26 protein-coding genes are annotated in these 25294 nt (G+C 44.2%); 2 read left to right on the top strand and 24 right to left on the bottom strand.

Annotated features, from left to right (window positions below; all coding sequences use genetic code 11):
- Positions 1-44: 44 nt before the first annotated feature.
- Together LYZ37_RS08465 and LYZ37_RS08470 are read right to left on the bottom strand one after the other, a co-directional pair.
- The gene (locus tag LYZ37_RS08465; protein WP_004746218.1) at positions 45-1463 is read right to left on the bottom strand and encodes a basic amino acid/polyamine antiporter; all 1419 of its coding nucleotides are present in this window, start codon (positions 1461-1463) and stop codon (positions 45-47) included.
- Positions 1464-1960: 497 nt separating this feature from the next.
- Positions 1961-2182, bottom strand: a complete 222-nt coding sequence (locus LYZ37_RS08470; protein WP_004746219.1) for a hypothetical protein — start codon at positions 2180-2182, stop codon at positions 1961-1963.
- Positions 2183-2475: 293 nt separating this feature from the next.
- Here LYZ37_RS08470 and LYZ37_RS08475 point away from each other — a divergent pair, with 293 nt between their 5' ends.
- Positions 2476-3342: a patatin-like phospholipase family protein gene (locus tag LYZ37_RS08475; protein WP_272785168.1), complete on the top strand. Its 867-nt coding sequence runs from the start codon at positions 2476-2478 to the stop codon at positions 3340-3342.
- 339 nt (positions 3343-3681) lie between these two features.
- On the opposite strand, the gene LYZ37_RS08480 is transcribed toward LYZ37_RS08475, so the two are convergent.
- From LYZ37_RS08480 to LYZ37_RS08515, 8 genes are all read right to left on the bottom strand, one after another.
- Positions 3682-4284 carry a 2OG-Fe(II) oxygenase gene (locus LYZ37_RS08480; RefSeq protein WP_272785169.1) on the bottom strand — a complete coding sequence of 201 codons (603 nt, stop codon included), beginning with the start codon at positions 4282-4284 and terminating at the stop codon, positions 3682-3684.
- A 113-nt stretch (positions 4285-4397) separates the two neighbouring features.
- Positions 4398-4736, bottom strand: coding sequence for a DOPA 4,5-dioxygenase family protein (locus LYZ37_RS08485; RefSeq protein WP_272785170.1), 339 nt, complete (start codon positions 4734-4736; stop codon positions 4398-4400).
- A 97-nt stretch (positions 4737-4833) separates the two neighbouring features.
- Positions 4834-5472, bottom strand: a complete 639-nt coding sequence (locus LYZ37_RS08490; protein ID WP_004746224.1) for a response regulator — start codon at positions 5470-5472, stop codon at positions 4834-4836.
- Positions 5465-6826, bottom strand: coding sequence for a cache domain-containing protein (locus tag LYZ37_RS08495; RefSeq protein ID WP_272785171.1), 1362 nt, complete (start codon positions 6824-6826; stop codon positions 5465-5467). Before LYZ37_RS08495 ends, LYZ37_RS08490 begins: the two co-directional genes overlap by 8 nt.
- A gap of 89 nt (positions 6827-6915) precedes the next feature.
- Positions 6916-8199, bottom strand: a complete 1284-nt coding sequence (locus tag LYZ37_RS08500; protein ID WP_004743973.1) for a TRAP transporter large permease — start codon at positions 8197-8199, stop codon at positions 6916-6918.
- Between the two features lie 12 nt (positions 8200-8211).
- Positions 8212-8745, bottom strand: a complete 534-nt coding sequence (locus LYZ37_RS08505) for a TRAP transporter small permease subunit (RefSeq protein ID WP_004743974.1) — start codon at positions 8743-8745, stop codon at positions 8212-8214.
- Between the two features lie 111 nt (positions 8746-8856).
- Positions 8857-9945, bottom strand: a complete 1089-nt coding sequence (locus LYZ37_RS08510) for a TRAP transporter substrate-binding protein (RefSeq protein WP_004749280.1) — start codon at positions 9943-9945, stop codon at positions 8857-8859.
- A 376-nt stretch (positions 9946-10321) separates the two neighbouring features.
- On the bottom strand, positions 10322-10696 hold the full coding sequence (locus LYZ37_RS08515; RefSeq protein ID WP_171321467.1) for a MarR family transcriptional regulator: 375 nt from the start codon (positions 10694-10696) through the stop codon (positions 10322-10324).
- Positions 10697-10917: 221 nt separating this feature from the next.
- Here LYZ37_RS08515 and LYZ37_RS08520 point away from each other — a divergent pair, with 221 nt between their 5' ends.
- Complete coding sequence (locus tag LYZ37_RS08520) at positions 10918-11586, top strand: DUF2982 domain-containing protein (RefSeq protein WP_069666529.1); 669 nt, start codon at positions 10918-10920, stop codon at positions 11584-11586.
- Positions 11587-11632: 46 nt separating this feature from the next.
- Here the strand turns inward: LYZ37_RS08520 and LYZ37_RS08525 are convergent, their stop codons facing one another.
- The 14 genes from LYZ37_RS08525 to tyrR all read right to left on the bottom strand — a co-directional run bounded on the left by LYZ37_RS08525 (position 11633) and on the right by tyrR (position 25258).
- Positions 11633-12289 (bottom strand): MBL fold metallo-hydrolase, encoded by a 657-nt coding sequence (locus tag LYZ37_RS08525; RefSeq protein ID WP_004743871.1) that lies wholly within the window; start codon positions 12287-12289, stop codon positions 11633-11635.
- A gap of 77 nt (positions 12290-12366) precedes the next feature.
- A complete protein-coding gene (locus LYZ37_RS08530; RefSeq protein ID WP_272785172.1) occupies positions 12367-12909 on the bottom strand; it encodes a DUF882 domain-containing protein in 543 nt (180 codons plus the stop codon).
- A 183-nt stretch (positions 12910-13092) separates the two neighbouring features.
- Positions 13093-14664 (bottom strand): L,D-transpeptidase family protein, encoded by a 1572-nt coding sequence (locus LYZ37_RS08535; RefSeq protein ID WP_272785173.1) that lies wholly within the window; start codon positions 14662-14664, stop codon positions 13093-13095.
- A 108-nt stretch (positions 14665-14772) separates the two neighbouring features.
- Complete coding sequence (locus tag LYZ37_RS08540; protein ID WP_272785174.1) at positions 14773-15849, bottom strand: DUF1513 domain-containing protein; 1077 nt, start codon at positions 15847-15849, stop codon at positions 14773-14775.
- Positions 15839-16870 carry an imelysin family protein gene (locus LYZ37_RS08545; protein ID WP_272785175.1) on the bottom strand — a complete coding sequence of 344 codons (1032 nt, stop codon included), beginning with the start codon at positions 16868-16870 and terminating at the stop codon, positions 15839-15841. Before LYZ37_RS08545 ends, LYZ37_RS08540 begins: the two co-directional genes overlap by 11 nt.
- A gap of 9 nt (positions 16871-16879) precedes the next feature.
- Positions 16880-18271 (bottom strand): di-heme oxidoreductase family protein, encoded by a 1392-nt coding sequence (locus LYZ37_RS08550; RefSeq protein WP_272785176.1) that lies wholly within the window; start codon positions 18269-18271, stop codon positions 16880-16882.
- A 121-nt stretch (positions 18272-18392) separates the two neighbouring features.
- Complete coding sequence (locus LYZ37_RS08555; RefSeq protein WP_239855451.1) at positions 18393-19655, bottom strand: imelysin family protein; 1263 nt, start codon at positions 19653-19655, stop codon at positions 18393-18395.
- A 168-nt stretch (positions 19656-19823) separates the two neighbouring features.
- The gene (locus LYZ37_RS08560; protein WP_272785177.1) at positions 19824-20471 is read right to left on the bottom strand and encodes a GTP cyclohydrolase II; all 648 of its coding nucleotides are present in this window, start codon (positions 20469-20471) and stop codon (positions 19824-19826) included.
- 160 nt (positions 20472-20631) lie between these two features.
- A complete protein-coding gene (locus tag LYZ37_RS08565; protein WP_004746185.1) occupies positions 20632-20805 on the bottom strand; it encodes a hypothetical protein in 174 nt (57 codons plus the stop codon).
- Positions 20806-20982: 177 nt separating this feature from the next.
- Positions 20983-21942 (bottom strand): GGDEF domain-containing protein, encoded by a 960-nt coding sequence (locus LYZ37_RS08570; RefSeq protein ID WP_272785178.1) that lies wholly within the window; start codon positions 21940-21942, stop codon positions 20983-20985.
- 109 nt (positions 21943-22051) lie between these two features.
- Positions 22052-22525, bottom strand: coding sequence for a DUF2947 domain-containing protein (locus LYZ37_RS08575; protein WP_171321446.1), 474 nt, complete (start codon positions 22523-22525; stop codon positions 22052-22054).
- 19 nt (positions 22526-22544) lie between these two features.
- Entirely contained in the window at positions 22545-23132 is a 588-nt protein-coding gene (locus tag LYZ37_RS08580; RefSeq protein ID WP_272785179.1) for an HD domain-containing protein, read from the bottom strand.
- Between the two features lie 2 nt (positions 23133-23134).
- A complete protein-coding gene (gene rimJ, locus LYZ37_RS08585) occupies positions 23135-23713 on the bottom strand; it encodes a ribosomal protein S5-alanine N-acetyltransferase (RefSeq protein WP_272785180.1) in 579 nt (192 codons plus the stop codon).
- Positions 23714-25258, bottom strand: coding sequence for a transcriptional regulator TyrR (tyrR, locus tag LYZ37_RS08590; protein WP_171321443.1), 1545 nt, complete (start codon positions 25256-25258; stop codon positions 23714-23716). It abuts the gene before it with no gap.
- Positions 25259-25294 lie beyond the last annotated feature (36 nt).

The raw sequence follows: 25294 nt of genomic DNA on the forward strand, positions 1-25294 counted from the left end.
AAATCCCCTGCCATAATGGGCAGGGGATTTCTAAGTTTATTAGTTTAGAAAGCTAAACTCAGGCTACCTTGCCAGATCATCCCAAAGGCCAACATGGCTATCGCACCTAGTATCCCAGCACCTAGCTTCTCACGGCCTTCAAATGGATTAATCCCCTGCTCTTTTTTCGCCTGTATGTAAAAGTAGAGACCTGGTAGATAAAGAATTGCCGACAGCAGTAAGTAGTTTAGGCCCGACGCATAAAGTAGCCAGATACCATAGAGAGTTGCTCCGGCACCAATGAGCAATAAGCTTCCTCTGTTTTTTTCCTCGATCGCTATCTTTAAGACGAAAGCGCCAACGAGAAAATACGGCACTAAGATCATTTCTGAAGCGATGATCAACAAGGTGTCATAAGTACTGCCAGCAAACATAACGAACACGAGCGAGATTTGAATCCAGACATTGGTCAAAGTAAGTGGCTTAACAGGGCTGCCCGCTTCGTTTAACTCAGCATAGCGTTTAGGGAACATCTTCTCTTTCGCACACAAATAAGGCGCTTCGGATGCTAATACCGTCCAACTAAGAAAAGCGCCACAGACTGAAATCAGTAGGCCGACACTTATAATGTACTGACCCCAAGGTCCTAAGATTTCGGTTAACACTTTCGCCATAGATGGATTTTGATAGCCTGCCAGCTCAACAGGTTTTATCACCCCCATAGACAGCAAAGTCACAAATACATAAATCGCTAACGCAGTCAGGAGACCAAGAATCGTCGCTCTGCCAATATCTTTACGATTTCTTGCACGACCAGAGACAACGACAGCGCCTTCAATACCAATGAACACCCAAACCGTTACCAACATGGTACTTTTTACTTGAGACATCAAATCATGCCCTTCACCAAAGTGAAGCCCGGTGAAATCCAAAGTAAAAGTGTTCCACTGAAAAGCAAAAGCAGCGCAGACAATAAAGATAAACAAAGGCACTAACTTAGCATAGGTCGTCACCATGTTAATCAGTGCCGCGGTTTGAACACCTCGTAGCACCAAGGCATGAACCATCCAAAGTAAACATGAAGCCCCGACAATTGAAACAATTGTATTCCCTTGGCCGAAAATGATGTTGTCTGGTGTATCAAACAACATTCCAAGCGTGCTAAAAACAATGACTAGATAAGAAACGTTAGCCAGCATGGCACTTAGCCAGTACCCCCAAGCAGAGCAAAAACCGACAAAATCACCAAAACCTTCTTTTGCGTAGCCAAAAACGCCACTATCGACATTCGGCCTATGTGACGCGAGCTTTTGAAAAGAAAGGGCGAGAAAGATCATGCCTACACCCGTTATCGTCCAACCGATCATTACTGCTGCTGGGCTAGCAACCGATGCCATATTTTGAGGCAAGCTAAAAACACCTGCGCCAATCATCGAACCGATGACGATCGCAGTTAGTGAACTCAAGCCGAGTTTATTATCCATTATAGTTTCCGGTACAACCGTTTAGGAGGTGCAATACTACGCTGAAACAGATTCATAAGGCAGAGCTGATGTGAGCTAAGTCGCACATATGATTGGCAAATCGTAGATTTCATTGTCACCGATCAATTCAGAGTGCGCATTATAATATCTTTACAATTAATAGAGAAAATAAATTAGCATCAAACACCAATAAATACACATAAAACCAGAATATAACACTTATTTTAAAACAATATAAAACACATAATACACATATCAACTAACAACAGTAACGACTAATTATCCCTGAATTCATGCAAGTTATGCATAAACCTAAGCATTCCTAGCAAACTCAACTAAGCTATTAAGAGGTGACGGTGATTGTTCCGCACATCACCTCTCTATGATATCCATTACTTCCTGTTTGTGGGGTCGCTGAAAGGCGACCATTTTTTTGTGCCTGCTTTATGTAGCAAGCAACAAAAAAGCAGCCGAAGCTGCTTTTAGAATTCTACGATTTAATGTTTAGAGCTTTCAGGCCTATGCCCGAACTCAGCTTGTTGATATATATCTGCCAGACTGCGATCTTTTCTCTGCTTCGCACTCTTTGCTTTGGCGGCATAATGGTAACTTTGATCTTTGAGCGCCTTTTCATGGGCTTTTGCCGACTGGATAAACTCTGGATCGGACAACGCTTGTTGGCGTAGGCGGTTAACGCGTTCGATGGTTTCTAACAACATAATACACCTCCCAATTACCTGTATCTATAACCAGTATAGTTCTCTAATGTTCCAGGTCAAGAAAATACTGTATATAAAAACATGAACCAACTTTAATCTCTTGTTATCAATAACAATACTCTTAGGTAGCCCATAGGTAAAAGCGCCAATCTCTATATGTTCAATAGCCCATACCTATTGATAACTAAGAGCTATTCATAGTTAAGAGCTATTGCAGTGATTAGTAACATCCATTTCTCACCACCAATCTAGCTCGATAAGATGCTTATCAAATCGAGAAATTGGATAAAGTTATGAAAGCGCTCGTCGTAGAAGGTGGAGCAATGCGCGGTATTTTTGCCGCAGGTGTTTTGGACTCATTTATTGAAAATGGTTATCAACCGTTTGATTTTGCCATTGGTGTTTCTGCTGGGGCGTCTAACCTTGTGGGTTACTTGGCACAGCAGCACAAACGTAGTTATCAGGTCATTACCCAGCTAGCGACCAATAGCGAATTCTTTAACCCCAAACGCTTTATCAAGGGGGGAAACTTAGTGGATGTGAAATGGCTTGTTTCAGAATCAGACAAGCTGTTTCCATTGAATAAAGAACAACTTTTTTCGAGTACACCTTTAGTTGCAACAACGACAAACATTGAGACCGGAAAAGCGGATTACTACCAAGTCACACCCGGCAACCTCAATTTGGCACTTGAAGCAACCAGCGCGTTACCCATCGCCTATAAGCAAACACCTTGCTTTTCCGGCGGATGCTATACCGACGGAGGCGTAGCGGACTCTATTCCCATAATGGAGGCATATCGACGCGGAGCAAAAGAAATTACGGTGGTTTTGTCGCATCCTTTAAGCTATGAAATGCCTCAAACAAGAGCATCTTGGTTACTCAAAAGGCTGCTTGCGAAATATCCCATGATTGGTAAAGCGATGGCGAATCGAGCAACAAGCTATAACAAATCACTAGAGTTTATTCGTCACCCACCGAAAGATGTCACGATACGAGTGATTGCTCCGCCAGAAGATTTTGCCGTAAAACGCTTAACCATGAAAAAAGAGTTACTCGACAAAGGCTACCAAATGGGGGTAGTTGAAGGAGATAAACACCTCGCAAGTCGCGATGGCGTCTATGGGTTAACAGAAGAAAACTGTCATTTCTGTTTGTAAAGCTTAGGAAAAACGAATTATGTTAGACTCTACGGGCTGCATCCTATTATTTCAATCTGTATGAAATTAATTAAAGCTTTAAAACCATTAGGTTGGTTACTGCTCCACTTTGTCATTGGCGTCGAGCTCGCCTACATTTCTATCATCTTAATTGCTATTTTTGGCGCGGGTTATGATGGAACCATAGAGGAGATTCAACGAGACGAACTAATGATAAACCTGGTGTACGCGGTTTTCATCCTCTATCAGTGCTGGTCTGTTTATCGGTTTGGTGTGAAAGGCCTTGTTCCCATATTAGTAAAGTCTCGAAATCAACAAAGGTCGCACTAGGCGACCTTCTTAATGCGCAATATCTAATGAATTGTCTTTGACGCCATTGACTCGAAACCAACCAGCGATGCTGTAGCGCTCAGTATTGGTTGGCAACACTTCATGTGGGAACTGCTCGGATAAAAATACAAATAGTCGTCCCGATTTTGGCGGAATAGTTGCAACATGCTTGTCGGCCAGATCATAAACCACCAGCTCGCCAGCATCTTGCTCCGACCAAGCTTCATTCATATAGAAAACCGTGGTGAGGCGACGGTTTTCGTTGCCTCTAAAGCAATCCAAATGCTTCTGATAGAAGTCACCTTTTTCATACTTGGCAAAGTGCGCTTCATACTCAAACAAGCCTAAGAAAAAATGGCGGTTAGCTTCTAGGCGGATCTGCTCCATTTTGGACAGAAAGCTGGCTACTGGCGCTCCCATATCAGAGTGTAACCACTGGATTTTATCGCTACGAATGGCGCTTTCTCGTGTCAATTCGTCATTGCGCCCAATCCGCGCCTTGTTCCAGTCTTGAGGAATACAGTCGCGTAGCTCAGCCACTTCTTGGCTTGAAAGAAATTCGTCCCAAACGTAGTAACCCTGAGTAAACAAGGCGTCAATCAATTGGTTCATAGGTGTTGGAGTCCAGTGATTAAATCAGAAGACGCCTTATACACAAGCGTACCAAGAACCAACAAATCAGATTAATTGTCGTGACGACAAACGAAGGCGCACTAACCTATTCGTTAAAAACGAGACAAATCAATTTTGACAGGCTCACCAAGCCAATAGGCGTATTCAGTGTGATCTTTGACATCATCGTCAGTGAGCGCATGAACCAATACCGTTAAGTCTTCACGCTTGTTATCTAGCCATGACACCACAGACTCAAATTCACTTGCCGTAAACGTGATTGAAAAGCTCCACATGGTATGGGGACCAACTCGCTTCTCGTTAAATCTACCTACTGGCAAATCAAACTGACTCAGCGCTTGCTCTCGGATTTGCCGAGCGAACTCGCAAGTCTGTTGATCAAAGTAAACATGAGCATGGTAATTTTGATGAATATTTTTTGGATAAGACACAGGTAGTTAACCTATTGAGTGGATCATGGCGCTATCCTATCACTGTCGCGGATAAGACTCGCGCCTACTTACAATCATTACAAAAGTTAGGTGACTTTTAAGCCACTATCCCCTGCTCGACCGCGTATTTAGCTAACTCTGCGGTACTATGAAGATCGAGTTTATGTTTGATATTTTGACGGTGAGTTTCAACTGTTCGGTAACTGATATTTAGTAGTGAGGCGATCTTCTTGCTGCTGTTTCCCTCGGCCACAAGCTTAAGTATAGCTTCTTCACGGCGGCTAAGCGGATTAGGCTTTTGTGCAACGGGCACCACTTCCTGAGAGAAAAGCGTTTGCGTCACTGATTCACAAAAATAAGTCGAACCTTGGTAGACCGTCTTAATGGCTTGCACCATGCGTCGCGCGCAAATCTCTTTGAGCATATAGCCCACAGCCCCTACTTGCATCACCTTCATGATGTATTCGCGGTTATCATGCATGGTGAGCATTAACACTTTTACGTCAGGCATGGACTCCTTAATGACGCGAGTCGCATCGATACCGTTCATCATTGGCATACTGACATCCATCAGCACTACATCCGGCTGCAATGACTTAACGACGTCTATCGCTTCTAGGCCATTACTGGCTGAACCAATCACTTCGATCTCAGGCTCTGTTTGAAGTCGCGCGATAAATCCATCTAAGACAACTTGGTGATCATCAACAATCACCACTTTAATTGGTTCATCCATATACTAATCCATCCAATTCCAGTAATACGGTAATCTCTGTACCAAAGCCCGGTTCACTTTCTATTTCAAAGTCACCACCGATAAACTCAACTCGCTCACGCATATTGCGCAGCCCGATACCACTTTTTCGCAGCGATGTGTTTACATCAAAGCCCACGCCATCATCGCGAATAATCAGCTGAAGCATATTACCCATCTGATGCAATATCACGCTTACTGTATTGGCATGGGCGTGTTTTTCGATGTTAGTCAATGATTCTTGAGCAACGCGATACAAAGTGGTCGCTACTTCTGATTTTAGTTTTCCTGGCTGAGTCGTCAAAGAGGCTTCCACCTCAACGCCAGAGTGTGATTTAAAATCTTGCAGTAAGGTGTTCATGGCGGCTTGTAAGCCAATGTCATCGAGTGCGCTCGGGCGTAGATTATGAGAAATATGCCTCACTTCATTAATCGCTGTCATCAAGGATTGTTGAGACTTAGCTAAATGCTGTTGCAAGGGTGCGTCCGTAATCTTGCTTGATAGCAGCTCTAAATGGCATTTACTCGACACTAACAACTGATTGATTCCGTCATGCAGTTCGCGTGCTAGATGTTTCTTTTCGTCTTCCTGAAACATCACTGTTTTGTGGGCTAACTCTTTTAAACTTCTATCTGCCAAACGATGTTCATGCAGGTTCACCGCTAACGTGATAACCACGATCACCCCTACCGTCACTATCATAATCACGATCACCGAGAAGAAGGTGGTTTCGATGTTTCGATTCACTTCAGACTTAAGATTCGCGACCTCATAGGTGATATCTTCAATGTATAAGCCAGTGCCGATCATCCAATTCCATTTATCGAGCCATGCAGCGTAACTTAATTTAGTCACATTTTCCCCGGTAGAGGGTTTCTGCCACAGGTAGCGATGAAACCCACCACCACTTTGCGCTTGATGCAATAGCGCCTCTATCAGCAAGTCGCCATTTTCATCCTGAAGATCGATCAAATTTCTACCAATTAGGTCAGGCATAATCGGGTGAACTAGGTTGGTTCCTTGCTCGTCATAAGCGAAGAAATAGCCGTCTTTATCTTTACCATAGCGAAGCTTCGACAACACCGCTTTGACTTGCTGTTTCGCAGTCTCTTCATCAAGGCTCTCATCATTGTAGATGTGTGAAATCGCATCAAATGCCAAATCTACGTGATCTTTGAGTGCCGTTTCCTTAGAGCGAATCAACCCGTCTTCAAAAATTTGAATCTCTTTTTCACCTAACGTTTTCGCCTGATGAATCGAAATCCAACTGGTTAACGCAGTAACCAACAGTAAAGGCAGCAGGCTAAGTAGTATTAGTTTGGCTTGTAGAGGCATCCCTTTCCCCCAATGACAACAGAGGCTGCTCACCGAATGGCAAGCAGCCCCACTTTAACAGGAGTTGTTAATATTACGTAACTAAAGGATCACATTCCGTAGAATTCAGGGAACACGAGCAGCGAAGCGAGTACCAGAATCTGAATCGCGATAAATGGCATCACACCTCGGTAAATATCTCTTGTCGTCACACCTTTTGGTGCCACCCCTTTCAAGTAGAATAAGCTGAAACCAAACGGTGGGGTCAAGAAGGAAGTTTGTAGGTTCATTGCAATCAGAATCGCAAACCACGTCATGTTAATACCCATGATCTCAGCCACTGGTGCAAGTATTGGCACGATGATGAAACAGATCTCGACGAAATCGATAAAGAAGCCAAGGATCAGAATCACAAGCATTGTGATAATTAAGAAGCCCCACTTCTCGCCCGGAATCTGTAGCATCCATTCTTCGACTAAGTAATCACCACCTGTATAGGTAAATGCCATAGAGAAGGCCGTTGCACCGAGTAGAATAGCGAATACCATCGCTGTTACTTTAACCGTCTCTTTTGATGCCTCATACACCATCGACCAACTAAATTGACGGTACAAGATCGCTAGCACAATCGCACCCGCACCACCTAAAGCAGCAGACTCTGTCGGCGTTGCTACACCGGCAAAAATGGAACCCAGTACCACGACAATCAGTGCTAGTGGTGGAACAACCGCTTTTAGCGCTGCAATGATTTCTTGCTTACGGCTTAAGTTGCCATCACTTGGCATTGGTTGCGCTGCTTCAGGGTTAAGTTTGGCGTAGATAAGGATATAAACCACATAGGCACCAACCAGAACTAGCCCTGGCCAAACCGCTGCTTGGAATAGGTCACCGACTGGCACACCCAAAACATCGCCGAGCAAGATAAGGACAATAGAAGGTGGAATTATTTGACCCAAAGTACCTGACGCACAAATAGTGCCGCACGCTAACCCTTTGTCGTAGTTGTATTTAAGCATCACTGGCAACGAGATAAGCCCCATAGCCACCACCGATGCGCCAACAACGCCAGTTGATGCAGCAAGAAGCGCCCCAACCAAAACCGTTGAAATGGCTAAACCACCTCTTACGCCGCCAAACAGTTTGCCCATAGACTCTAACAACTGTTCCGCTAATCGAGTCTTTTGCAGAACCAAGCCCATGAATACAAACAGCGGCACTGCCATAAGTACGGTGTTTTCCATGATGGACTGGATACGGTAAGGCATGAAAGCAAACATATCCATGCCTTCTGCCCAAACACCAAAAATTAACGCGATACCACCGAAGGTAAACGCAACGGGAAAGCCAAGTAGCAGTGCAAACAAGGCGACGAAAAACATTACTATACCGACCATTTTTAGCCTCCTTTATTTGCGTTCTTGCGAGTAGACAAGGTGTGGATTGACGATTCTATTTAACGAGTGCAGCAGTAATCCGACGCCGCTGATTGCCATAAAGAAAAATGACAGCGGTATCATTGCTTTAATGATCCAGCGGTAAGGTAAGCCACCCGGGTCACCTGAAGTTTCGCCTAATGCATAGCTCTCTTTAGCAAAATCGATCCCGTAGTAAGCTACCAATAAGCAAAACGGTAAAAGAAATATAAGAGTTCCAAGTAAATCGATAATCGCTTGAGCCTTATTCGAGAGACGTTCATAGAAGAGATCGACTCGGACATGGCCGCCTGCTTTTACTGCGTAAGGAACACCAAGTAGGAATACTGCTGAGAACAGATGCCACTCCATTTCCTGAAACGCGATAGAAACGTCGTTAAACACATAACGCATCACAACGTCGTAGACGACATTCGCCAGTAGCAAGATAAATAATATGCTTGATAACCACCCTAGGAAGTCACCAAAGCGATTAAATACTCGCTCGATATAGATTAGGCTTCTCATTCCCTACTCCATGGAATTTTGAATATGCGCCACTATGAGTTTGTGGCGCTTTATAAAACAAATTTTCTTGGGCTTCGAGATAGGTGACAATGTCACCTATCTTATTTATTGTTATTGAGCTTGGCTGTTTAGATACGCGCGGTGAGAAATATCAGTCCACGAGCGTACTTGCTTGAGGTAATCAGCTTGAGATTTTTGAATCTCTTTCGCTAACTCATCTTTCTCTGCATGTTTCGCTAGCAGACGATCATTTGCTTCACGAAGTGCGTTCATCACTTCTGGCGGGAAGTCTTTAACTTGAACATCAGGGTATTCTGACTTAATAGATACCCAGTTCTTGCCACTTTCGTGAGTCGCTTGAGTGTACATATCGTAAGCGGCGGTACGCATTGCGACACGTAGAATTTCACGAAGATCTTCTGGAAGACGCTCATAGGTACGCTTGTTAACTAGGAACTGCAGCTCTGAACCTGGCTCATGCCAACCTGTGTAGTAGTAAGGTGCAATTTTGTGGAAGCCCATACGAAGGTCAAGAGATGGACCTACCCACTCCAGTGCATCAATTGTACGACGTTCTAGAGAAGTATAAAGCTCACCCGGTGCAATGTTGGTTGGTTTAGCGCCTAACTCTGCCAAGATCTCTCCCGCGAAACCAGGGATACGCATTTTCAGACCCTGTAAATCTTCAACCGAGTTGATCTCTTTTTGGAACCAACCACCCATCTGGATATCGGTGTTACCACCTGGGAAAGAAAGAAGGTTGTGTGGAGAGTAAACTTGCTCCATCAGCTCCATACCACCACCGTGATAGAACCATGCATATTGCTCTGCTGGGGTCATACCAAATGGCATAGATGTGAAATAAAGCGTGTTCGGTACTTTACCTTTCCAGTAGTAAGAACCAGAGTGACCTAGGTCGTACTGCCCTGATTTCACCATATCGAAAATACCGAGCGGCGCTTTGTGTTTATTTGCCGAGTCGATACGAATTTGCAATCGACCATTAGACATTTTCTCTGCCATTGCGGCCATGTTCTTAGTCGCATCACCGAATACTGGGAAGTTTGGTCCCCAAGTTTCAGCTAGCTTCAAGCGATACACTTTTTCAGCTGCAGTAGCCGAAGTCGCTGCCATAACCAAAGCAGCCGCCATCGCGGTTCCTTTTAACACTCTTTTTAGAGATTGTTTGATAAGACTCATGTTCACGTCCTTTGTTAACGGGTCATACCTTTATAGGCATGTTCTATTTCTCATACAGAGTGGTTCATCAATAACCAATATGAAATAGGCGCGAACACGGACTGGTTTTAACAACTAAGCTGACGTATAGACGAAAGAATTACGTAGTAATACGTAGGAAATATGACAACCAGAATCTTTTAGCTAAATAAATCAGCTAGATACAAACAACCACTAAGGTTGACGCTTACAGATTATACTTAGTTATGTGCACAGGAAGGAATTGATGAAAAATGTGACAAAAGTATTAAACATAATTTATAGAAATGAAAAAGCCCCGACACTGTCGAGGCTCTGAAGGTGCTAGGATCCAATTAAATGGATTTGCTAGTGGCAATTAAACTGCTTTATAGATAACTTTGTTGCCAGCTAGTTGCTCTTTAACCACTAGGTTTTCTTCTAGAAGTTTCTTAAGAGCGCCTGTTGCCCAAGATGCTGCTTTAGCGTCTTCTTGACCAGCCGCTAGGCCGATACCTTTCGGGTTGATACCTTCAGCGTTGTTAACAACGATATCTAGAACTTGTTGCTGCTTTGGAGTAAGCGCAACGTCAGTTGTTTTAGCTGCTGCTACAACTTTCTCCGCTGCTGGTTTTACAGCTACTTTCTTCTCAACTGCAGGCTTAGCTTTCTTTGTCGCTTCAACGTTCGCAACTGTCGCTTTAATGCGTTTTTGCAGTTTAAGCTGCACTTTACGCTTATGAGCAAGTCTCATCGAGTATTTCTCCATTTCACTGCATACGGAGCAGTGGTGAAAATTTGAAGCGCGATTTATACCAAAAATTTGCTCGCATTTACAGGGTATGAGCGGCTTTATGCCACAAAAATACGCGATACAGCGACATGCGACTACAATTTAATCAATAACCCAAGTGATCGAATCTTCAACTACTGATTATATAAACAGATGTATTTGTTGTTGTGAGAAAAGCCTGTATGCAAACCGTACACCTAACCAATCAACCCTTTGTTTTTTCATCTATCACAGTGAGATGGCTGAGTGGAATTTTCACGATTGGCTGTCTGTTTTTGCTACTTTACGCACCAGGTTGGCAACAAGCTCTACTGACCGCCGTCGCTGTCGCGGCACTGATTGGGTTTGGCTATGTGCTCATTTTAAAAAGCACCGTCAAGTTCACCCTCACCGCAACCCATTTTCAGCAACATTTGTTCAAGGGAGGTTGGGTTATACAGTGGAGCAACGTGCAAAAGATTGGTATTTGTACCTATGAGCAAGATGGATGGCATCAACCTTTACCTTGGATTGGCATTAAACTCAAACACTACTCACCCTACTTAACCAGTATCTGCCCGCGGATTGCTACGGAAATCTTACTCAGTCAGCGTGCGCTTTTATACCTTGGCGCTCGTCAACATCAGCAAGGCGAGCAGTTCGAAGACATCGTGCTCGACTCACACGCCTATCGCAATTCTGACGGAAAAGAGTTTAAAGGGCTGTTAGCCATGTTAGCGAACAGAATGAGATATCAGCGAGAGTATTATGACTATGATATTTTTATCTCAGCCAATGATCTTGACCGCTCGCCAGAAGAGTTTGTTGGCTTAGTGCGCCGATATCTCGCAGCGGCGGAAACTGAGGTATAAAAAAGGCCACAAAAAGTGGCCTAGTTCGAAGTCTCATTTCTACTGTTTAATACAGAGGCATTTCATCGGCAACAAATGGGTTTGATGCGCGCTCACGACCAAAGGTTGACTCTGGTCCGTGTCCTGGCACGAAGCGAACTTCACTACCTAGCGGCCATAACTTACCTTTAATCGAAGCAATCAGAGTATCGAAGTCACCTTTAGGGAAATCGGTACGACCAACAGAGCCGTTAAACAGAACATCACCAACAAAAGCGAGCTTAGATTCCTCGCTAAATAGAACCACATGACCTGGCGTGTGACCCGGCGTATGAATAACATCCATAACCTGATTACCAAACGTGACTTGATCACCATCGTTTAGCCATTGGTTTGGTTCAAAAGCTTCTGTTAGTGGGAAGCCAAACATCTGGCTCTGCCCCTCTAGGCCTTGTAGCCAAAAGTTATCATCCTTATGTGGACCGACGATTTCCACACCCCCTAACTCACGAGACAAAGGCTCTGTTCCGCCAACATGGTCAAGGTGGCCGTGAGTTAACACTAGGTTGACGACTTTAACACCAAGCTCTTTGATCAGCATTGCTAGCTGTTTAACATCACCACCGGGATCGACAACTATGCCTTCCATGGTTTCATCACACCAAACAATGGAGCAGTTCTGAGAAAAAGAAGTAACAGGAACGACTTGGTACTTAAGTGACATAGCTTAACCTTGATATAAATCTAAACTGGCTGAACTATGACACTTGCTTTCCATTTTGACAACTCTGAACAAGAAGTTTACGCCCAGTAGCGAACTGGTCCTGTATCGATGTGAACGAAGTTACTCTTTGGATAATAACCAACCCCGCCAAACTTAAGCTCACGTGCGACATCTCGAATTTGTTTTAGGTTCACTCCGTCAAGACGAAAATCTATCGCTTGACCTAGCATGTGGTAGCTCTTCTTTGCCACACCGCTCGACTTGCCACGTAGCGCCTCGTTTGTCGCTGGTGAACGATAACCGGAAATGATCTGTACTTCAGCTTCGACGCCAAGTTCTTTTTGAATTTGGCTGATGTGATCGAACAAGCGCTTGTCCATCGCGTGCACTTCGTTGCGTCTAAAGTCACGGCATAGATGATTCAAACGACCAAGCTCTTTGTCGATATAGTTGCTGCCATCGAAATAACACGTTTCAAGCGCTTCGCGGGTATGTAGGTTGGTTAAGGCTAATGAGCGAGGTTGATCAGGATAAGATGCCCAAGCCACACTTGGCGCGCAACTCGCTACGACTAAACCACTTCCGGCTAGCTTAATAAAATCTCGTCGGGATAATGCCACTTTAAATTTCCTTCACAATGTTGTTGCCCTAACGTGTCAAACGGCGACACTACCGAACTCTATTGTGAAGTGCAAATGCATAAAACATGCTCAAAGTCGCATTGTATTCGCTATTTTTTGCTTAACTATTGAACCTATTAATAAAATTGTTTTTGGAAAATAAACGTAAAGAGTCTGTCAATTCTAGCCCTTTGTGTAACGAAATCTGTCTAGGCGGTAAATATCTTCCCTATAGTGGACATTCCCTTCCTCGTACCATGCCGTTTGATAAATGATATGTACCGGGATACGGCTTTTTAGCGGAATCGATTGATTCGGCATAGGCTCTACTGGCTCATTCTCTTGCGCAGTTTCTTCCTCTTCCATGTTTAGTCCTTGAGACTCTAGCAGTGTCACCGCAAAGAGATCCGCATTCTCTACTCGGATACACCCTGAACTAAATGCCCTTTGCGTTTCATCGAATAACCCTTTGCTCGGTGTATCATGAAGGTAAATGGCACGTCGATTCGGCGTATTGAATTTATACAGCCCCAACGCGTTGGAATTACCCGACAACTGTGTCATTCGATACGGGAACGAACTCGGTCTTAGATTCTCCCAATCAATTTCTTCAGGGTTGATCACCTCGCTAGAACCCCATTTAGGCACAATCTTAATATTTTGGCGAGTGAGATACTCAACATCTTCCTTCACCTTTGGAATAATATCTTCCACCATGATTTTCCACGGTACATTCCAGGTTGGATTCAAGATAAGTGAGTCTAATTTTGTATTCATAACAGGTGTCGGTCGACCTTTGCGACCCACTACCACTTTCGATTCAAACAGTTGCTCCCCTTGCGCCCAGTACTTCATCTCAAAGCTTGGTACATTCACTACGATGATAGTGTCGCGCTGATTTGGCCAGTATCGAATCCGCTCCGCATTGATAGCGAGTGTCGACAAGCGCTTTTCTATGGGTAGGTTTAACCACTTAATCGTATCAGGGCCAATAATGCCATCTTCCTTTAGGCCATGAAGTCTTTGAAATTGCTTAATAGCGGTCTCTAGTGTGCTATCAAACCAAGTCACATCCTTTCTGACATCGATCAGGTCAACATCGACAACTTCTAATCGTTGAAGCAAAGCCTCTCTATTGGTGAGTTTGTCTCCGACTTGCTTTAACCCTTGTTGCACGTACAAAGGGGTATCCAACTTCTGAAACTTGATCAAATGGAGGTAGGTATCGATCAGATATTGGTAACCAGCAGAGTCAGGGGTGTAACGGTCAATGAGATCGCCTAATGATTGCTGTGCGATTGCGCGATGAGTAGCAATCAATGAACTATTTGGTGGCAGTGGTAAGCTATGAGCCATCTTCTTGTCAAAGAACCATTTATTACCGCTGGTCATAGAGTTCTCCGCATAGCTAAGGTAGAGAAGCAATGTGTCCGTTGCCAGCACATCATATTCAAACCAGCGGTTACTCTTACGATAGAATTGCAAATAACTAAGTTGACGGGAAAACAGAGAACTAAAACTGGCGTGATGAATGACTTCGAGTTGAAACTCCAGTTTGCTGCTTTGCTGAAGATCAAACCAGATCATTTGAGAGTCATTGTTGCGGTAGATATCTTCCACGACAGCGGGATATTGAAGTAAGCGATGCAGTTGGCTATCAGGCTCAAGCCAACCGATTTGGTTAAAGTATTGCGTTGCAAAGGTCGTCGAAGGCGCAAGGCACAACACTAACAACCAACAAGTCCATTTTCCCATTGCTTTGCCCTCCGCCATACTCAGAATATAAAGTATGGCAGAGTTCAAGACCGTGAGTATGACTTGTTTTTGAAACTTTTGTCGGTCTCTCTATTTTTATTCGATTTATTAACTAATTACCGACCAATGATTATCCCATTGAATTCCCGAATGAGCGACCTGCTTATCACCGGGTTGGCATTGGCTAACGACTCCCCCTGCACCCGAACTGACCTTAAAGGTCTCACCTTGCACCACAACGCCTGATGCGTCAGGCAATGGAGAAAGCTCAACTAACTGTTGGGTATGTTTAGACCAAATACCGTAGCAATTACCGCGAGGTGACGTGGCTAGAATCCAGTCTTCTGTTGCGGCGATACTTGCAATGTAATGATTAAAACGTGCCCACTGTTCTGGTTCCGCTTGAAGTGAGACTAACTCACCTCCTTTGGTATGCATCGCAAGTAGAGAAGGATACTCGTCAGGCTCTCCTCGGTATTGCTGACCACACAAAACCGTCTCGGATCCATCATGCGCTAAGTGGCGAATACTCAGCTTATGGTCACTCAAACCCACTTGTTCCACCAACTCTCCATTACGGTCAAGATAACTCAGGCTCGGTGTCATTGAATCTAAGTTGAGCGGTTCTCTTCCATTGGTATGAACACCACCCACCCCTATCACGAGTGAGTCATCTGGCATGACAATCACTTCATGGGGCCCTAAACCAAACCCAGTGAACTCCGCGACCTTTTCATATCCTGCGATGACATCATAAACACCGATAATACCTCGGCTTGTCCCCCGCTCACCTTCGGTCGCGTAGAGCCATTTCCCGTCATTGGAGTACACACCATGACCATAATAATGCCGTTTATTATCGGCAGGTCTGAGCTTTATTGACTCCCCTGTCTGATAGTCAAACACTTGGAAATAAGTACCTGGCCTGCGCGCAAAAGCAACGGCATGCCTTAGCGCTGAATTCGAAGCAACACCATGACCACGTTCAGGCAACGGCACTTGACGAATCGGCAACCCATTTTGATCGGCGACGACCGCATTAAAACGGTCGCGGCCGGAGATTGAACAACCAATTAACGTTGGCGTAGCGCTTTGCGTCGACGTCGAAACACAGCCAGCCAACGGATAAGCCGCCCCCAAAAGAGCGGCTTTTAGTAGTGAACGTCTTGTGTTATCAGTCACCATCGGTTGCGTTAAACCCTATAATGACGCCCAATTCAATCGCGACTTCCTCATGGATCAAATACTTAAGCTGTTCTAGCTTGTTATACTGTGAGTAAGCCTTCTGGTAGCCCTGTTTGGTTTGCAACATATCGAACAGACTTTCGTCGCTTGGCCAAGTTTCAACTGTCATCGCAAACTGATTGGAAATGCTGTCTGCTAGCGTCGCTTTGCCTTTTTCACGCAACAACGCGTCTAAACCCTTTCCATTGGCAAAATAGAGTGCTTGCATCGCTTCAACATTTGCCTTCAAGTTTTGCATGGAAGTTTCTGAACGCCATGACTCAGCAAAGTACGGACGTGGCTTGCCAAAATTAGCCAGCGGACGGCTCATCTTTTTCATGCTGTATTCAAGCTGATTCGATAGCAGTGCGATATACTCTGATTCCCACTGTTTCTCATCAAGACCGACCCAAGGGTTCATTACCCACGCTTGGGCGATTTTTCCCGCATTCAACTCAATGTTAGAGCTAATAGCTTGGGCCGTTTCACATGTCTGTGGATTCCCCGTCAGGTTTGATGCTTTGTCATACAGCAACCACTCAATAGAGCCCAAACCTTGCACTGTCACACTCTGTAGAGCAATATCTTGCTGAGTCCAAGCCTTAGGTTGCTTGATTAGGCTGCTCATCTTGCGCCCTGTGGTGTTTTTCTTATCTGGCCAAAATTGAATATTCCAACTTTGCGCCAATGCCGCTTCTGGGCCACGTTCTTGCCCTTGCAACGCCATCCACGCAAGCATGGTTTGATGCCACTGCTCTTTCACCATGTTCAGATCAGAATTAGCAGCGCAGTAGCCTGAAACAGATTGTGCTAGCTTAGCCGATTCATTCTTAAAGGCGTGCGCTGATGCAAATTCTACTTCATACACACCTTGGCTAAGATGATTGGTTCTTTGTGGCTGTGCGTCTTCTGGCTGTGAAGTTTGACAACCACTCATAGCGATTGCAGCCGCAGCTACTAATGCATAATGCTTTTGTTTCATCATCGAATCCTATAAAGAGTTTAGGAAAGCAATCAGTGCTTCTCTCTCTTTCTGGTTGAACTTCAACACTTTCTGTTTTGCCATTTCTGCTTCACCGCCATGCCAAAGCACAGCTTCCATTAGGTTGCGCGCTCGACCATCGTGCAAGAAATAGGTGTGGTCATTGACTTCTTTGGTGTAACCAATACCCCATAGTGGCTGAGTTCGCCACTCTTGACCATTAGCAAGATACTCTGGGCGATTATCCGCTAAGCCCGGCCCCATATCATGCAGCAACATATCTGAGTAAGGATGAATGGTTTGGTTAGACAATGCGGGTAGACCTTCACGATTGCCAGTTTTCACATTGGTTTTATGGCAGCTATCACAGCCCACTTTAGCGAACAGTTCTTGACCAAGCTTCACTTCTGGTTTGTCGACATTACGACGAATTGGCACAGCTAAGTGTTGAGAATAAAACTCTACAAAATCAAGAATATTGTCGCTGACTTCAGGTGAACCACCATTAGGAAGATCATCACAGATAGTCTGATTAGAGGTACAGTTTTCGTTAGGGAACAAGTTACTGGTTAAACCTACATCCCCATTAAATGCGGCGGCATTTTGCTGCATTAGGTTCGGTTGACCGGCTTTCCAGCCAAAACGGCCAATGGCAAAATCATTAGCACGCACATCCCAAACAACATTGACCTTGCCTGAAATTCCGTCGCCATTCTTGTCTTGTTCGTCTGCCCAAGCTTTCAATGTTTCATCCGGAATGCTTTCAAGAAGACCTAAACCTATCATTGGGGGTGCAACGCGCGCCGACATCTGCGTATCGGGATGCATCTCTCCGTAGCCGAGATTTGTAATAGCTAGGTCAGGTTTACGTAGCGTGACAACGGTACCATCAGCAAATGTCACCGGGACATCAGTATAGGTAATTTCGATCGTGCCTTCTGGAGTTTGATCTTGCAGTGCAAAATCTTGTAGCTGACCACCGTAGGTTGGCTCCGGAATGACGCCATCTTTGATAAATGCTTTCTTTTGTTCTGGCGTCATGGCTGGAATGCTTAAACGCACCAACATGGAAACCGCGTGAATGTCGCCTTCTTCTGGTGGATGTCCGCGACCATCCTTAATGTGACAATTTTGACAACCATTGGTGTTAAACAGAGGTCCTAAACCATCACGCGCATCTGTTGATGCAGGTGCCTGTACCCAAGGGTTACGGAAGAAGCTGTTACCTACGCTAAAATCCAAACGCTTAGACATAGGTAGATTTCCAGCGGGAAGTGAGAAAGCGTTCGCGCCGTCTTTTTTGACGGATGTGCCACCACCCGATTTAACATCATAGGCAATGGCAGAAGAGGTGGTAATAGCGAGAAGGCTTGCTAGGACAGTTTTCGTGTACAACTTCATACGAGGACTCTCAAAAAAGGGAATAACCCGACATTTTAAATGGGAATAATTCTCAAAAACACCGCTAATAAAAAACGGCAAAAGGGCTCAATTGAGCCCTTTATTTTTTGTTCGTTCTGGATTAGAACTCGTGGTCAGCTGTATCTGGATTTAAGCTGTTGATGCCAACGATTTTAGCTGCTCGCTCAATTTGAGCTGTTTGAGCAACTAAAGACATAATCGTTTCATTCACAAGTGCGTTACCTTGCGTGTTACCCGCTGCGATAAGTTGGTCGAAGTACTGACCTTTCTTCTCAGCTGAAGTCACAAGTTGGCCTACTTGAGCACGTGTTACATCAAACTGCTTTTGAATCTCTTTTGCCGCTTGCTTGTCTTTTTGTGCCACAAGATCGTTGATGCTTGGGCCAGAAAGTAGCGTACCATCTTCACGTTTGTAGATACCTGTATAAACGTTGTAGATGCCTTGCTCGTTGTAGTAGTGAGAGTTATGAGTGTTGTCAGAGAAACAATCGTGCTCATCTTCTGTTGAGTTTGCTTCTAGAGCAACCTTCATACGTTCGCCCGCAAGCTCACCTAGAGAAAGAGAACCCATACCAAATAGCATCTTACGAAGACCATTGTCTGCCGATTCGTTTAGAAGCTCTTCACGGTAGTTACCTTTAACATCAGAAGACCACTGCTTTTCCATCCATTCTAGATCTTGTACTAGAAGCTCTGCTGCCGCTTTTAGGAACTCGCCACGACGATCACAGTTGTTGTTTGTACACTCTGCACCAACAACGAAGTCCGTGTACGCACGTTGGCCTGCACCAGCATTAGTACCGTTTAGATCTTGACCCCATAATAGGAATTCAATCGCGTGGTAACCTGAAGCAACGTTAGCTTCTGAACCGCCAACCTCGTTTAAGTCTGCGATTAGCTCAGGAGTGATTTTCGCAACATCTAAAGTCGAAGCGCCAATGGTTAGCTTTTGGTTAGCAACGATGTTTGCATTTGCGCCTTCGTTACCAAGTTCATATTGGTAATCTGAAGATACGTAATCGATTAGACCTTCATCCAGAGGCCATGCGTTTAGTTGGCCTTCCCAATCATCAACAATCGCGTTACCAAAACGGAAAACTTCAGACTGTTGGTAAGGAACGCGAGACGCAAGCCATACTTGCTTCACTTGTTCAAACTTCGCTGCTGTTGGGTTAGCTAGGAATGACTCTACCGATTTATCCAGAGCCTTAGCTGTTGTTAGTGAGTCAGCAAAAACTGCGTGAGCAACATCCGCATAGTGCTCAACAACTTGTTCTTTAGTTACATTTGCCGCGAAAGCTGAGCCGCTAGCGATAAGTAGTGAAGCTGCTACCGATTGAGCTAATAGAGATTTTACATTCATTGAAAAAGCATCCTTGTTGAGCTTAATAATTATTCTTAATTATTAGTGCTAATTATTCTCATTTGCACCATTAATTGCGAATAATACAAACTTACAATTTTTTTGCAAGCAGGAAACAAAAAAGCCTCACAAAAGTGAGGCTTTTATCAACATAGATAGCTCAATGGCTTACACGTCTAGATTGTGCTTTCCGTGTGAAATTTTGGCTTTGAGGTAGTTCTCGTTGCCATCCTTAACATGCGCAAGGGTATTGACAACCTCTTCTATCTCTATGCCGTGTTCTTGAAGTTCTCGAATCTTTTTCGGGTTATTTGTCACTAAACGAATTTTTTCAACACCCAATGCTTTCAACATCTGCGCAGCTTCGGTGAAGTCACGCAGATCATCACCAAACCCTAAGTGGTTGTTTGCTTCGTATGTGTTCATTCCTTCACTTTGCAACTTGTAAGCGTCGATCTTGTTGTAAAGACCGATACCACGACCTTCTTGTCGTAGGTACAAAATGATACCGCCAGATTCGCCCATACGATTGATGGTTTCATCTAATTGTTCACCACAGTCACAACGAGATGAGTGGAATACATCCCCAGTGAGACATTCAGAATGCATGCGGACAAGTGGTGTCGCTTGGGTTTGATCCGCTTGTTTAAAGATCACGGCAACATGCTCTTTATCTGTTTTCAAACCGTGAAAGGAAAGTAGCTCCGCATCAATGTTACTCTTTGCACCTACTTTGAAGTCGACTCTGGCTCTTACTTCCGCCATATTTTTACTCACTTGAATCTCTGTGTTTATTATTTCTGTCGCTGCATTCATGAAATGCTCCGCTTTGAAGTTAACTATGGGGACTATTACTCATCTTTTCAATGATTAGATCACAAAATGTTATAATATAACATTTTAACATTGAGACAATAAAAAACCTCGATAACTTTAGTTACGAGGTTGCTAGATCTTATCTTGCTAGGTTAAGCAATTAGTCTTGTTGGTTTTTCCACACAGAAAGTGCGATCCAACAGGCTTCCAGTTCTCTTAGTTCTTCATCAGTAAGCAAAGACAAAGTTGGCTTGGTTTGCGGAAGCGCATACGCCTGCACGGCGCTGAGATGTGCATAAAAATCGTCACGAAGTTGAGATACATTTAAAGCCACTGCTTTTCCCTAAGACTCTAGTGTTCTAAAAATAAGTGTTAGAAGCATTTATCAAACTAATGATAGCAAAATACACATTTGTCGCAAAAAATAGACACATTATTGGGCTAAAAGTCACATAATTACTATGGTTTTAATCTTTACTTTTCTTGAAGTTAGCATGATCAAATTGATCATTCAGAAGAGTTCGATGTCATCTTCACGATCATGACTGTTAACAAGAAACTTCGCATCAAAGAAATGCACTCGATTACGACCATTGTCTTTAGCGTAATACAAGGCTTTGTCCGCATGATCCAATATAGTTGGCAAATACTCTTGCGGCGTTACGCCACATACACCACAACTAAAAGTTAGATTAATCACTTGGGGAAAGCGAAATGCCTCAATATGACGACGAAAACCTTCCAATGTAGACATGCACTCTTCTTGTGTTTGTTGGGGTAATAATACGACAAACTCCTCTCCGCCAAAACGAAACAGTTGTTCATGGCAAGTAAAGTAGTTGCTCATTTGCTGAGCAAACATCAGTAAGACTTCATCACCAATCATATGACCAAAGCGATCGTTAACCTCTTTAAAATGGTCTAGATCGATGATCGCAACCCAGGCTGTGATTTCAACCGGCGTATCAGGCATAACATTAAAGCTGCGCGCCAAACGCTCTTCTAATGTTCTTCGGTTTAACAGTCCCGTCAGCTTGTCGCGCTCGCTATCATGCAGCACAACAAGATAATTACGATAGATTTTCGCGAAGCCATCAATGAGTAGTTCATAGTTTGTTGGACATTCATTCAACACAACCACAAGTTCTGCAGAACTGTCTTCAGAAACCGGAACCGGATGAGTAGAAACATAGCGCTCAAGCTCATTTCTAGTGACGGTTGCGGTTTGATTGAGATGGTTTCTACTTCCACTATACACAGAGACAGAGTCATAAACCCAATCGAATTCATTTTCAGTCCCTAGTCGGGTCACTTTCGCCACTGTGCGTGCAGTATCATTGATGAAATAGGTTAATTCGATGGACTCAGCAGGGATCATTTCAAAAAGTGTGGCAACGAGACAATGGCCTAAAGATACAGAGTTCCTCTGCTCAGTAATTTCTATAACGGATTGGATTATTTTGTCTTCCATGACTTATCCCGTCTCATCACGTTCATAAGGAAAGTATAGACAGCAAGACCAAATATGACACAGATCCCATAAAAAAGAGCGGCAATGCCGCTCTCCAATATTTTAGAAGTTAGTTTCTAAAGCCTAGTTTGACTGTCCCTTTTGTATCAAACCACAGCGCTTCTTTTCTGCGACGCCCTATTAAGATCGGCCCATCATCGTAGAATAAGAAGTTTTTCCAATGCTTTTTAAACACAGACCATTTCGTTTCGATGACGTTGTACTTTTCGTAGCAAAAATACACGGTCACATCATCTTGCCAATCAATAAACTCTGTCAGCTCAAGCGGCATTGCTTCATCATCCGCTTCCCAAGCTGCCATCCAGTCAACTTCCTGTTTCCAGTTAGACTCTTTCATCGGCCAATCACTCGAACTTAAGCGATCCGCGTCTGGGCTTTGCGCACTAATGTTCTCTTTCCACAATTGAGATGCACGTGCTTGCGTCATTGGCTTAATCGCAGCCAAATCCTCTTCTGGCACTGGCATAGATTGATGGGTGAAAATCCATTTTCTTTGGTATTCATCCAAAGTTAGGTAAGACATTAATTTTCCTCTTAAAGCATTACGCTTTTAGCCAACCTTTATTTGTGGCGTCGTCGATAATTTGTTGCGCTTTGTCCCACAGTGCCTGTGAGCCAAATTCAATCTTTTGGTTAATGGTCAAAGCTTGGTGCCTTGTGACACCATGCTCTTGCCAGCTTTGCCCCTGATTGTGGTAGTTGAGTAGCATAGGAATGATTCTATCCAACGCTTTAGCAAACTTTGCATCGGCGGATTGCGCAGATTCAAACTCTAACCACAATTGTAATAGCGATTGCCCTTGCTCTTCGGGTAGCATGCCAAACAGGCGGTGAGCAGCATCGAGTTCTTTTTGCTCTTGTTCAGCGGTTGCAGCAACATCATAAACAAAGGTATCACCCGCATCAATTTCTACGACGTCGTGGAGCAGCAACATCTTCACTACCCGGGCGATATCAACGGGCTCATTAGCATGCTCTTCCATTAATATTGCCATTAAAGCAACATGCCAACTGTGCTCTGCACTATTTTCTAAGCGTCCTTCGGCACTTTTTACCCGCGTACGTCTTAACACCGATTTGAGTTGGTCAAGCTCCATAAGCAAAGCTAGCTGCTTTTCTAATCTCTCCACGTTTACACATCCTTCCAATTTGGATTAATGAGCGACGTTAGATTATGATCTTCCCATTTTCCATTAATAAGTAAGTAATCTTTGGCAAAGCCGTCTTTGGTAAAACCGACACGTTCAAGAACGGCTTCACTGCGATGGTTGCGCGGCATATAACTCGCCATTACGCGATGGATATTCTGAACCTTAAACATGTAGTTCACAGCCAGCTTAAGGGCACGTGTCATCGCCCCCCTGCCTTGCGCATTCGCAGCCAACGAATAGCCAACGTTACAAGCATGAAAGGGAAAACGAGAAATGTTGCTAAACGACACCGTCCCCAACATTTCATTGCTCTCTTTATCGATGATCAACAGATAGTAACCAAGTCCCATTCTGTGTAGCTCATTGAGCTTAATCAGTTTTTGCGTCCAACCTGCTAAAGTAAAAAAGCCCTCTTCACGCTTCGGCTCCCACTCTTTAAGGTGTTGTCGGTTAGCAATAAAATATTCAGAGATTAAGTAACCATCGGTTGGCTCCGCAGTGCGAAGCACAATATCGTCATCCACTTCATAAACTGACGTGGGAGTGCTAATTCTTTCCATTTAGTTTTTTCTAATTCCATATTCACGCAGCTTATTCGCCACAGATGTGTGTGAAACATTAAGGCGCTTAGCTAGCTTACGACTTGATGGGAAAGATTGATAAAGACGTTCGAGTATCTGAGATTCGTATTCTTTCATGATTTCGTCTAACGAACCGTCTAAATTCAAAGTTGGTGCATTTGAAGGTGCACTTTCAAGTTGCGGTAAGTGGAACAAATCCGCGGTCAGGGTATCGGATTCCACCTCTGTTAACGCGCGCAGCACCATGTTCTCTAACTGACGCATGTTACCCGGCCACTGATAGCTCACCAACTGATCAACCAAAGTCTCATCAATGGAAGGTTTGTTAATGCCAAGCTGCTTAACGTACTTCGCCACAAACAATTCTAGTAGCGGCGCTATGTCATTCGAACGCTCTCTTAACGGTGGAATTAACAAGGTCAGTACGTTTAGGCGGTAGAACAGGTCTTCACGGAACGAACCTGATTCGGCTAAATCCGCTAACTGATGACGTGTTGACGCAATGACGCGCACATCAACATGAATTTCATCTTCTTCACCCACACGGCGGAACGTGCCGTCTTGGAGTAAACGAAGCAACTTGATTTGCAGGTGCGGGCTCATCTCACCGATTTCGTCGAGAAATACCGTTCCCCCATTCGCCTGTTCAAAGATCCCTTTGTGGCCTTGCTCATGGTTAAATGAGCCAGGCGCGTGACCAAACAACTCAGTTTCAGCAACACCATCTGGCATTGAAGCACAGCTCAATACTAGGAAAGGATTCGCAGCTCGATGGGAACGGTTGTGACACGCTCGTGCGAGCATCTCTTTGCCCGTCCCGGTTTCACCTTGAATGAGCAGAGGCTGATCTAGCATAGAAAGTTTCTTCGCTTGACTGATCAGTGCTTTGTGACGGTTAGAGACGCCAACAAAATGTTCAAACCCGAGGTTATTGTGCAGAGGAAGCGAGTCGTCAAACAGCGGTTTTTCTTGAGTAGAGCGAATAATCATTACCGCACTTGCTAGCACAGACTCATTGGTCTCATCCGAAATGTATACCGGCATGATTTCCATCGTGTAATCTAACCCGCTGATCACAATCTCTTCTCTTTGACGTGCGATATTGCCTTCAGCCCACTTTGCAAAATTAAAATTAGGCAATAAGTTGGTGATGAGGTGACCAATCATTTCGCTTTCTTCACAACCAAACAGCGACAGTGCTGCATGGTTCGCCATATCAACATTACCTTTTAGGTCAATAGCTAATACCGGCTCTGGAAGGTTATTGAGAAGAGAGATCAGTTCATTATTGTGACGTTCAATAGGCATGAACTGGATCTTGCGAACGTCTTTAACACCCGAAATACGGCGAATCTCTGCCATCAATTCACTAAAAGTATCGAAATCAATATCAGGGCAGTTTAAGTAGATAATCCCAGAGACATCAATTTCGATGCCTCGAAGATCGAGGTTTTTAGAAGCAAGAATATCGAGTAACTCACGAGTCAGACCAAGTCTGTCTTCACAGATAACTTCAAGACGCACGGATAAGTCCTTAAATAAGGTGTCACGAAAAGTTGA

It is taken from the genome of Vibrio tubiashii, assembly GCF_028551255.1.
GTDB classification, from domain to species: domain Bacteria; phylum Pseudomonadota; class Gammaproteobacteria; order Enterobacterales; family Vibrionaceae; genus Vibrio; species Vibrio tubiashii_B.

What these genes read in the sequence shown, in the direction of transcription:
- LYZ37_RS08540 (WP_272785174.1), bottom strand. Translation starts at nt 15,849, where the DNA reads ATGGTGACTGATAACACAAGACGTTCACTACTAAAAGCCGCTCTTTTG.
- LYZ37_RS08505 (WP_004743974.1), bottom strand. Translation starts at nt 8,745, where the DNA reads ATGAGAAGCCTAATCTATATCGAGCGAGTATTTAATCGCTTTGGTGAC.
- LYZ37_RS08555 (WP_239855451.1), bottom strand. Translation starts at nt 19,655, where the DNA reads ATGAATGTAAAATCTCTATTAGCTCAATCGGTAGCAGCTTCACTACTT.
- LYZ37_RS08470 (WP_004746219.1), bottom strand. Translation starts at nt 2,182, where the DNA reads ATGTTGTTAGAAACCATCGAACGCGTTAACCGCCTACGCCAACAAGCG.
- LYZ37_RS08570 (WP_272785178.1), bottom strand. Translation starts at nt 21,942, where the DNA reads ATGGAAGACAAAATAATCCAATCCGTTATAGAAATTACTGAGCAGAGG.
- LYZ37_RS08475 (WP_272785168.1), top strand. Translation starts at nt 2,476, where the DNA reads ATGAAAGCGCTCGTCGTAGAAGGTGGAGCAATGCGCGGTATTTTTGCC.
- LYZ37_RS08545 (WP_272785175.1), bottom strand. Translation starts at nt 16,870, where the DNA reads ATGAAACAAAAGCATTATGCATTAGTAGCTGCGGCTGCAATCGCTATG.
- LYZ37_RS08550 (WP_272785176.1), bottom strand. Translation starts at nt 18,271, where the DNA reads ATGAAGTTGTACACGAAAACTGTCCTAGCAAGCCTTCTCGCTATTACC.
- rimJ (WP_272785180.1), bottom strand. Translation starts at nt 23,713, where the DNA reads ATGGAAAGAATTAGCACTCCCACGTCAGTTTATGAAGTGGATGACGAT.
- LYZ37_RS08560 (WP_272785177.1), bottom strand. Translation starts at nt 20,471, where the DNA reads ATGAATGCAGCGACAGAAATAATAAACACAGAGATTCAAGTGAGTAAA.
- LYZ37_RS08480 (WP_272785169.1), bottom strand. Translation starts at nt 4,284, where the DNA reads ATGAACCAATTGATTGACGCCTTGTTTACTCAGGGTTACTACGTTTGG.
- LYZ37_RS08500 (WP_004743973.1), bottom strand. Translation starts at nt 8,199, where the DNA reads ATGGTCGGTATAGTAATGTTTTTCGTCGCCTTGTTTGCACTGCTACTT.
- LYZ37_RS08520 (WP_069666529.1), top strand. Translation starts at nt 10,918, where the DNA reads ATGCAAACCGTACACCTAACCAATCAACCCTTTGTTTTTTCATCTATC.
- LYZ37_RS08490 (WP_004746224.1), bottom strand. Translation starts at nt 5,472, where the DNA reads ATGGATGAACCAATTAAAGTGGTGATTGTTGATGATCACCAAGTTGTC.
- LYZ37_RS08510 (WP_004749280.1), bottom strand. Translation starts at nt 9,945, where the DNA reads ATGAGTCTTATCAAACAATCTCTAAAAAGAGTGTTAAAAGGAACCGCG.
- LYZ37_RS08465 (WP_004746218.1), bottom strand. Translation starts at nt 1,463, where the DNA reads ATGGATAATAAACTCGGCTTGAGTTCACTAACTGCGATCGTCATCGGT.
- LYZ37_RS08525 (WP_004743871.1), bottom strand. Translation starts at nt 12,289, where the DNA reads ATGTCACTTAAGTACCAAGTCGTTCCTGTTACTTCTTTTTCTCAGAAC.
- LYZ37_RS08515 (WP_171321467.1), bottom strand. Translation starts at nt 10,696, where the DNA reads ATGAGACTTGCTCATAAGCGTAAAGTGCAGCTTAAACTGCAAAAACGC.
- LYZ37_RS08535 (WP_272785173.1), bottom strand. Translation starts at nt 14,664, where the DNA reads ATGGGAAAATGGACTTGTTGGTTGTTAGTGTTGTGCCTTGCGCCTTCG.
- LYZ37_RS08495 (WP_272785171.1), bottom strand. Translation starts at nt 6,826, where the DNA reads ATGCCTCTACAAGCCAAACTAATACTACTTAGCCTGCTGCCTTTACTG.
- LYZ37_RS08575 (WP_171321446.1), bottom strand. Translation starts at nt 22,525, where the DNA reads ATGTCTTACCTAACTTTGGATGAATACCAAAGAAAATGGATTTTCACC.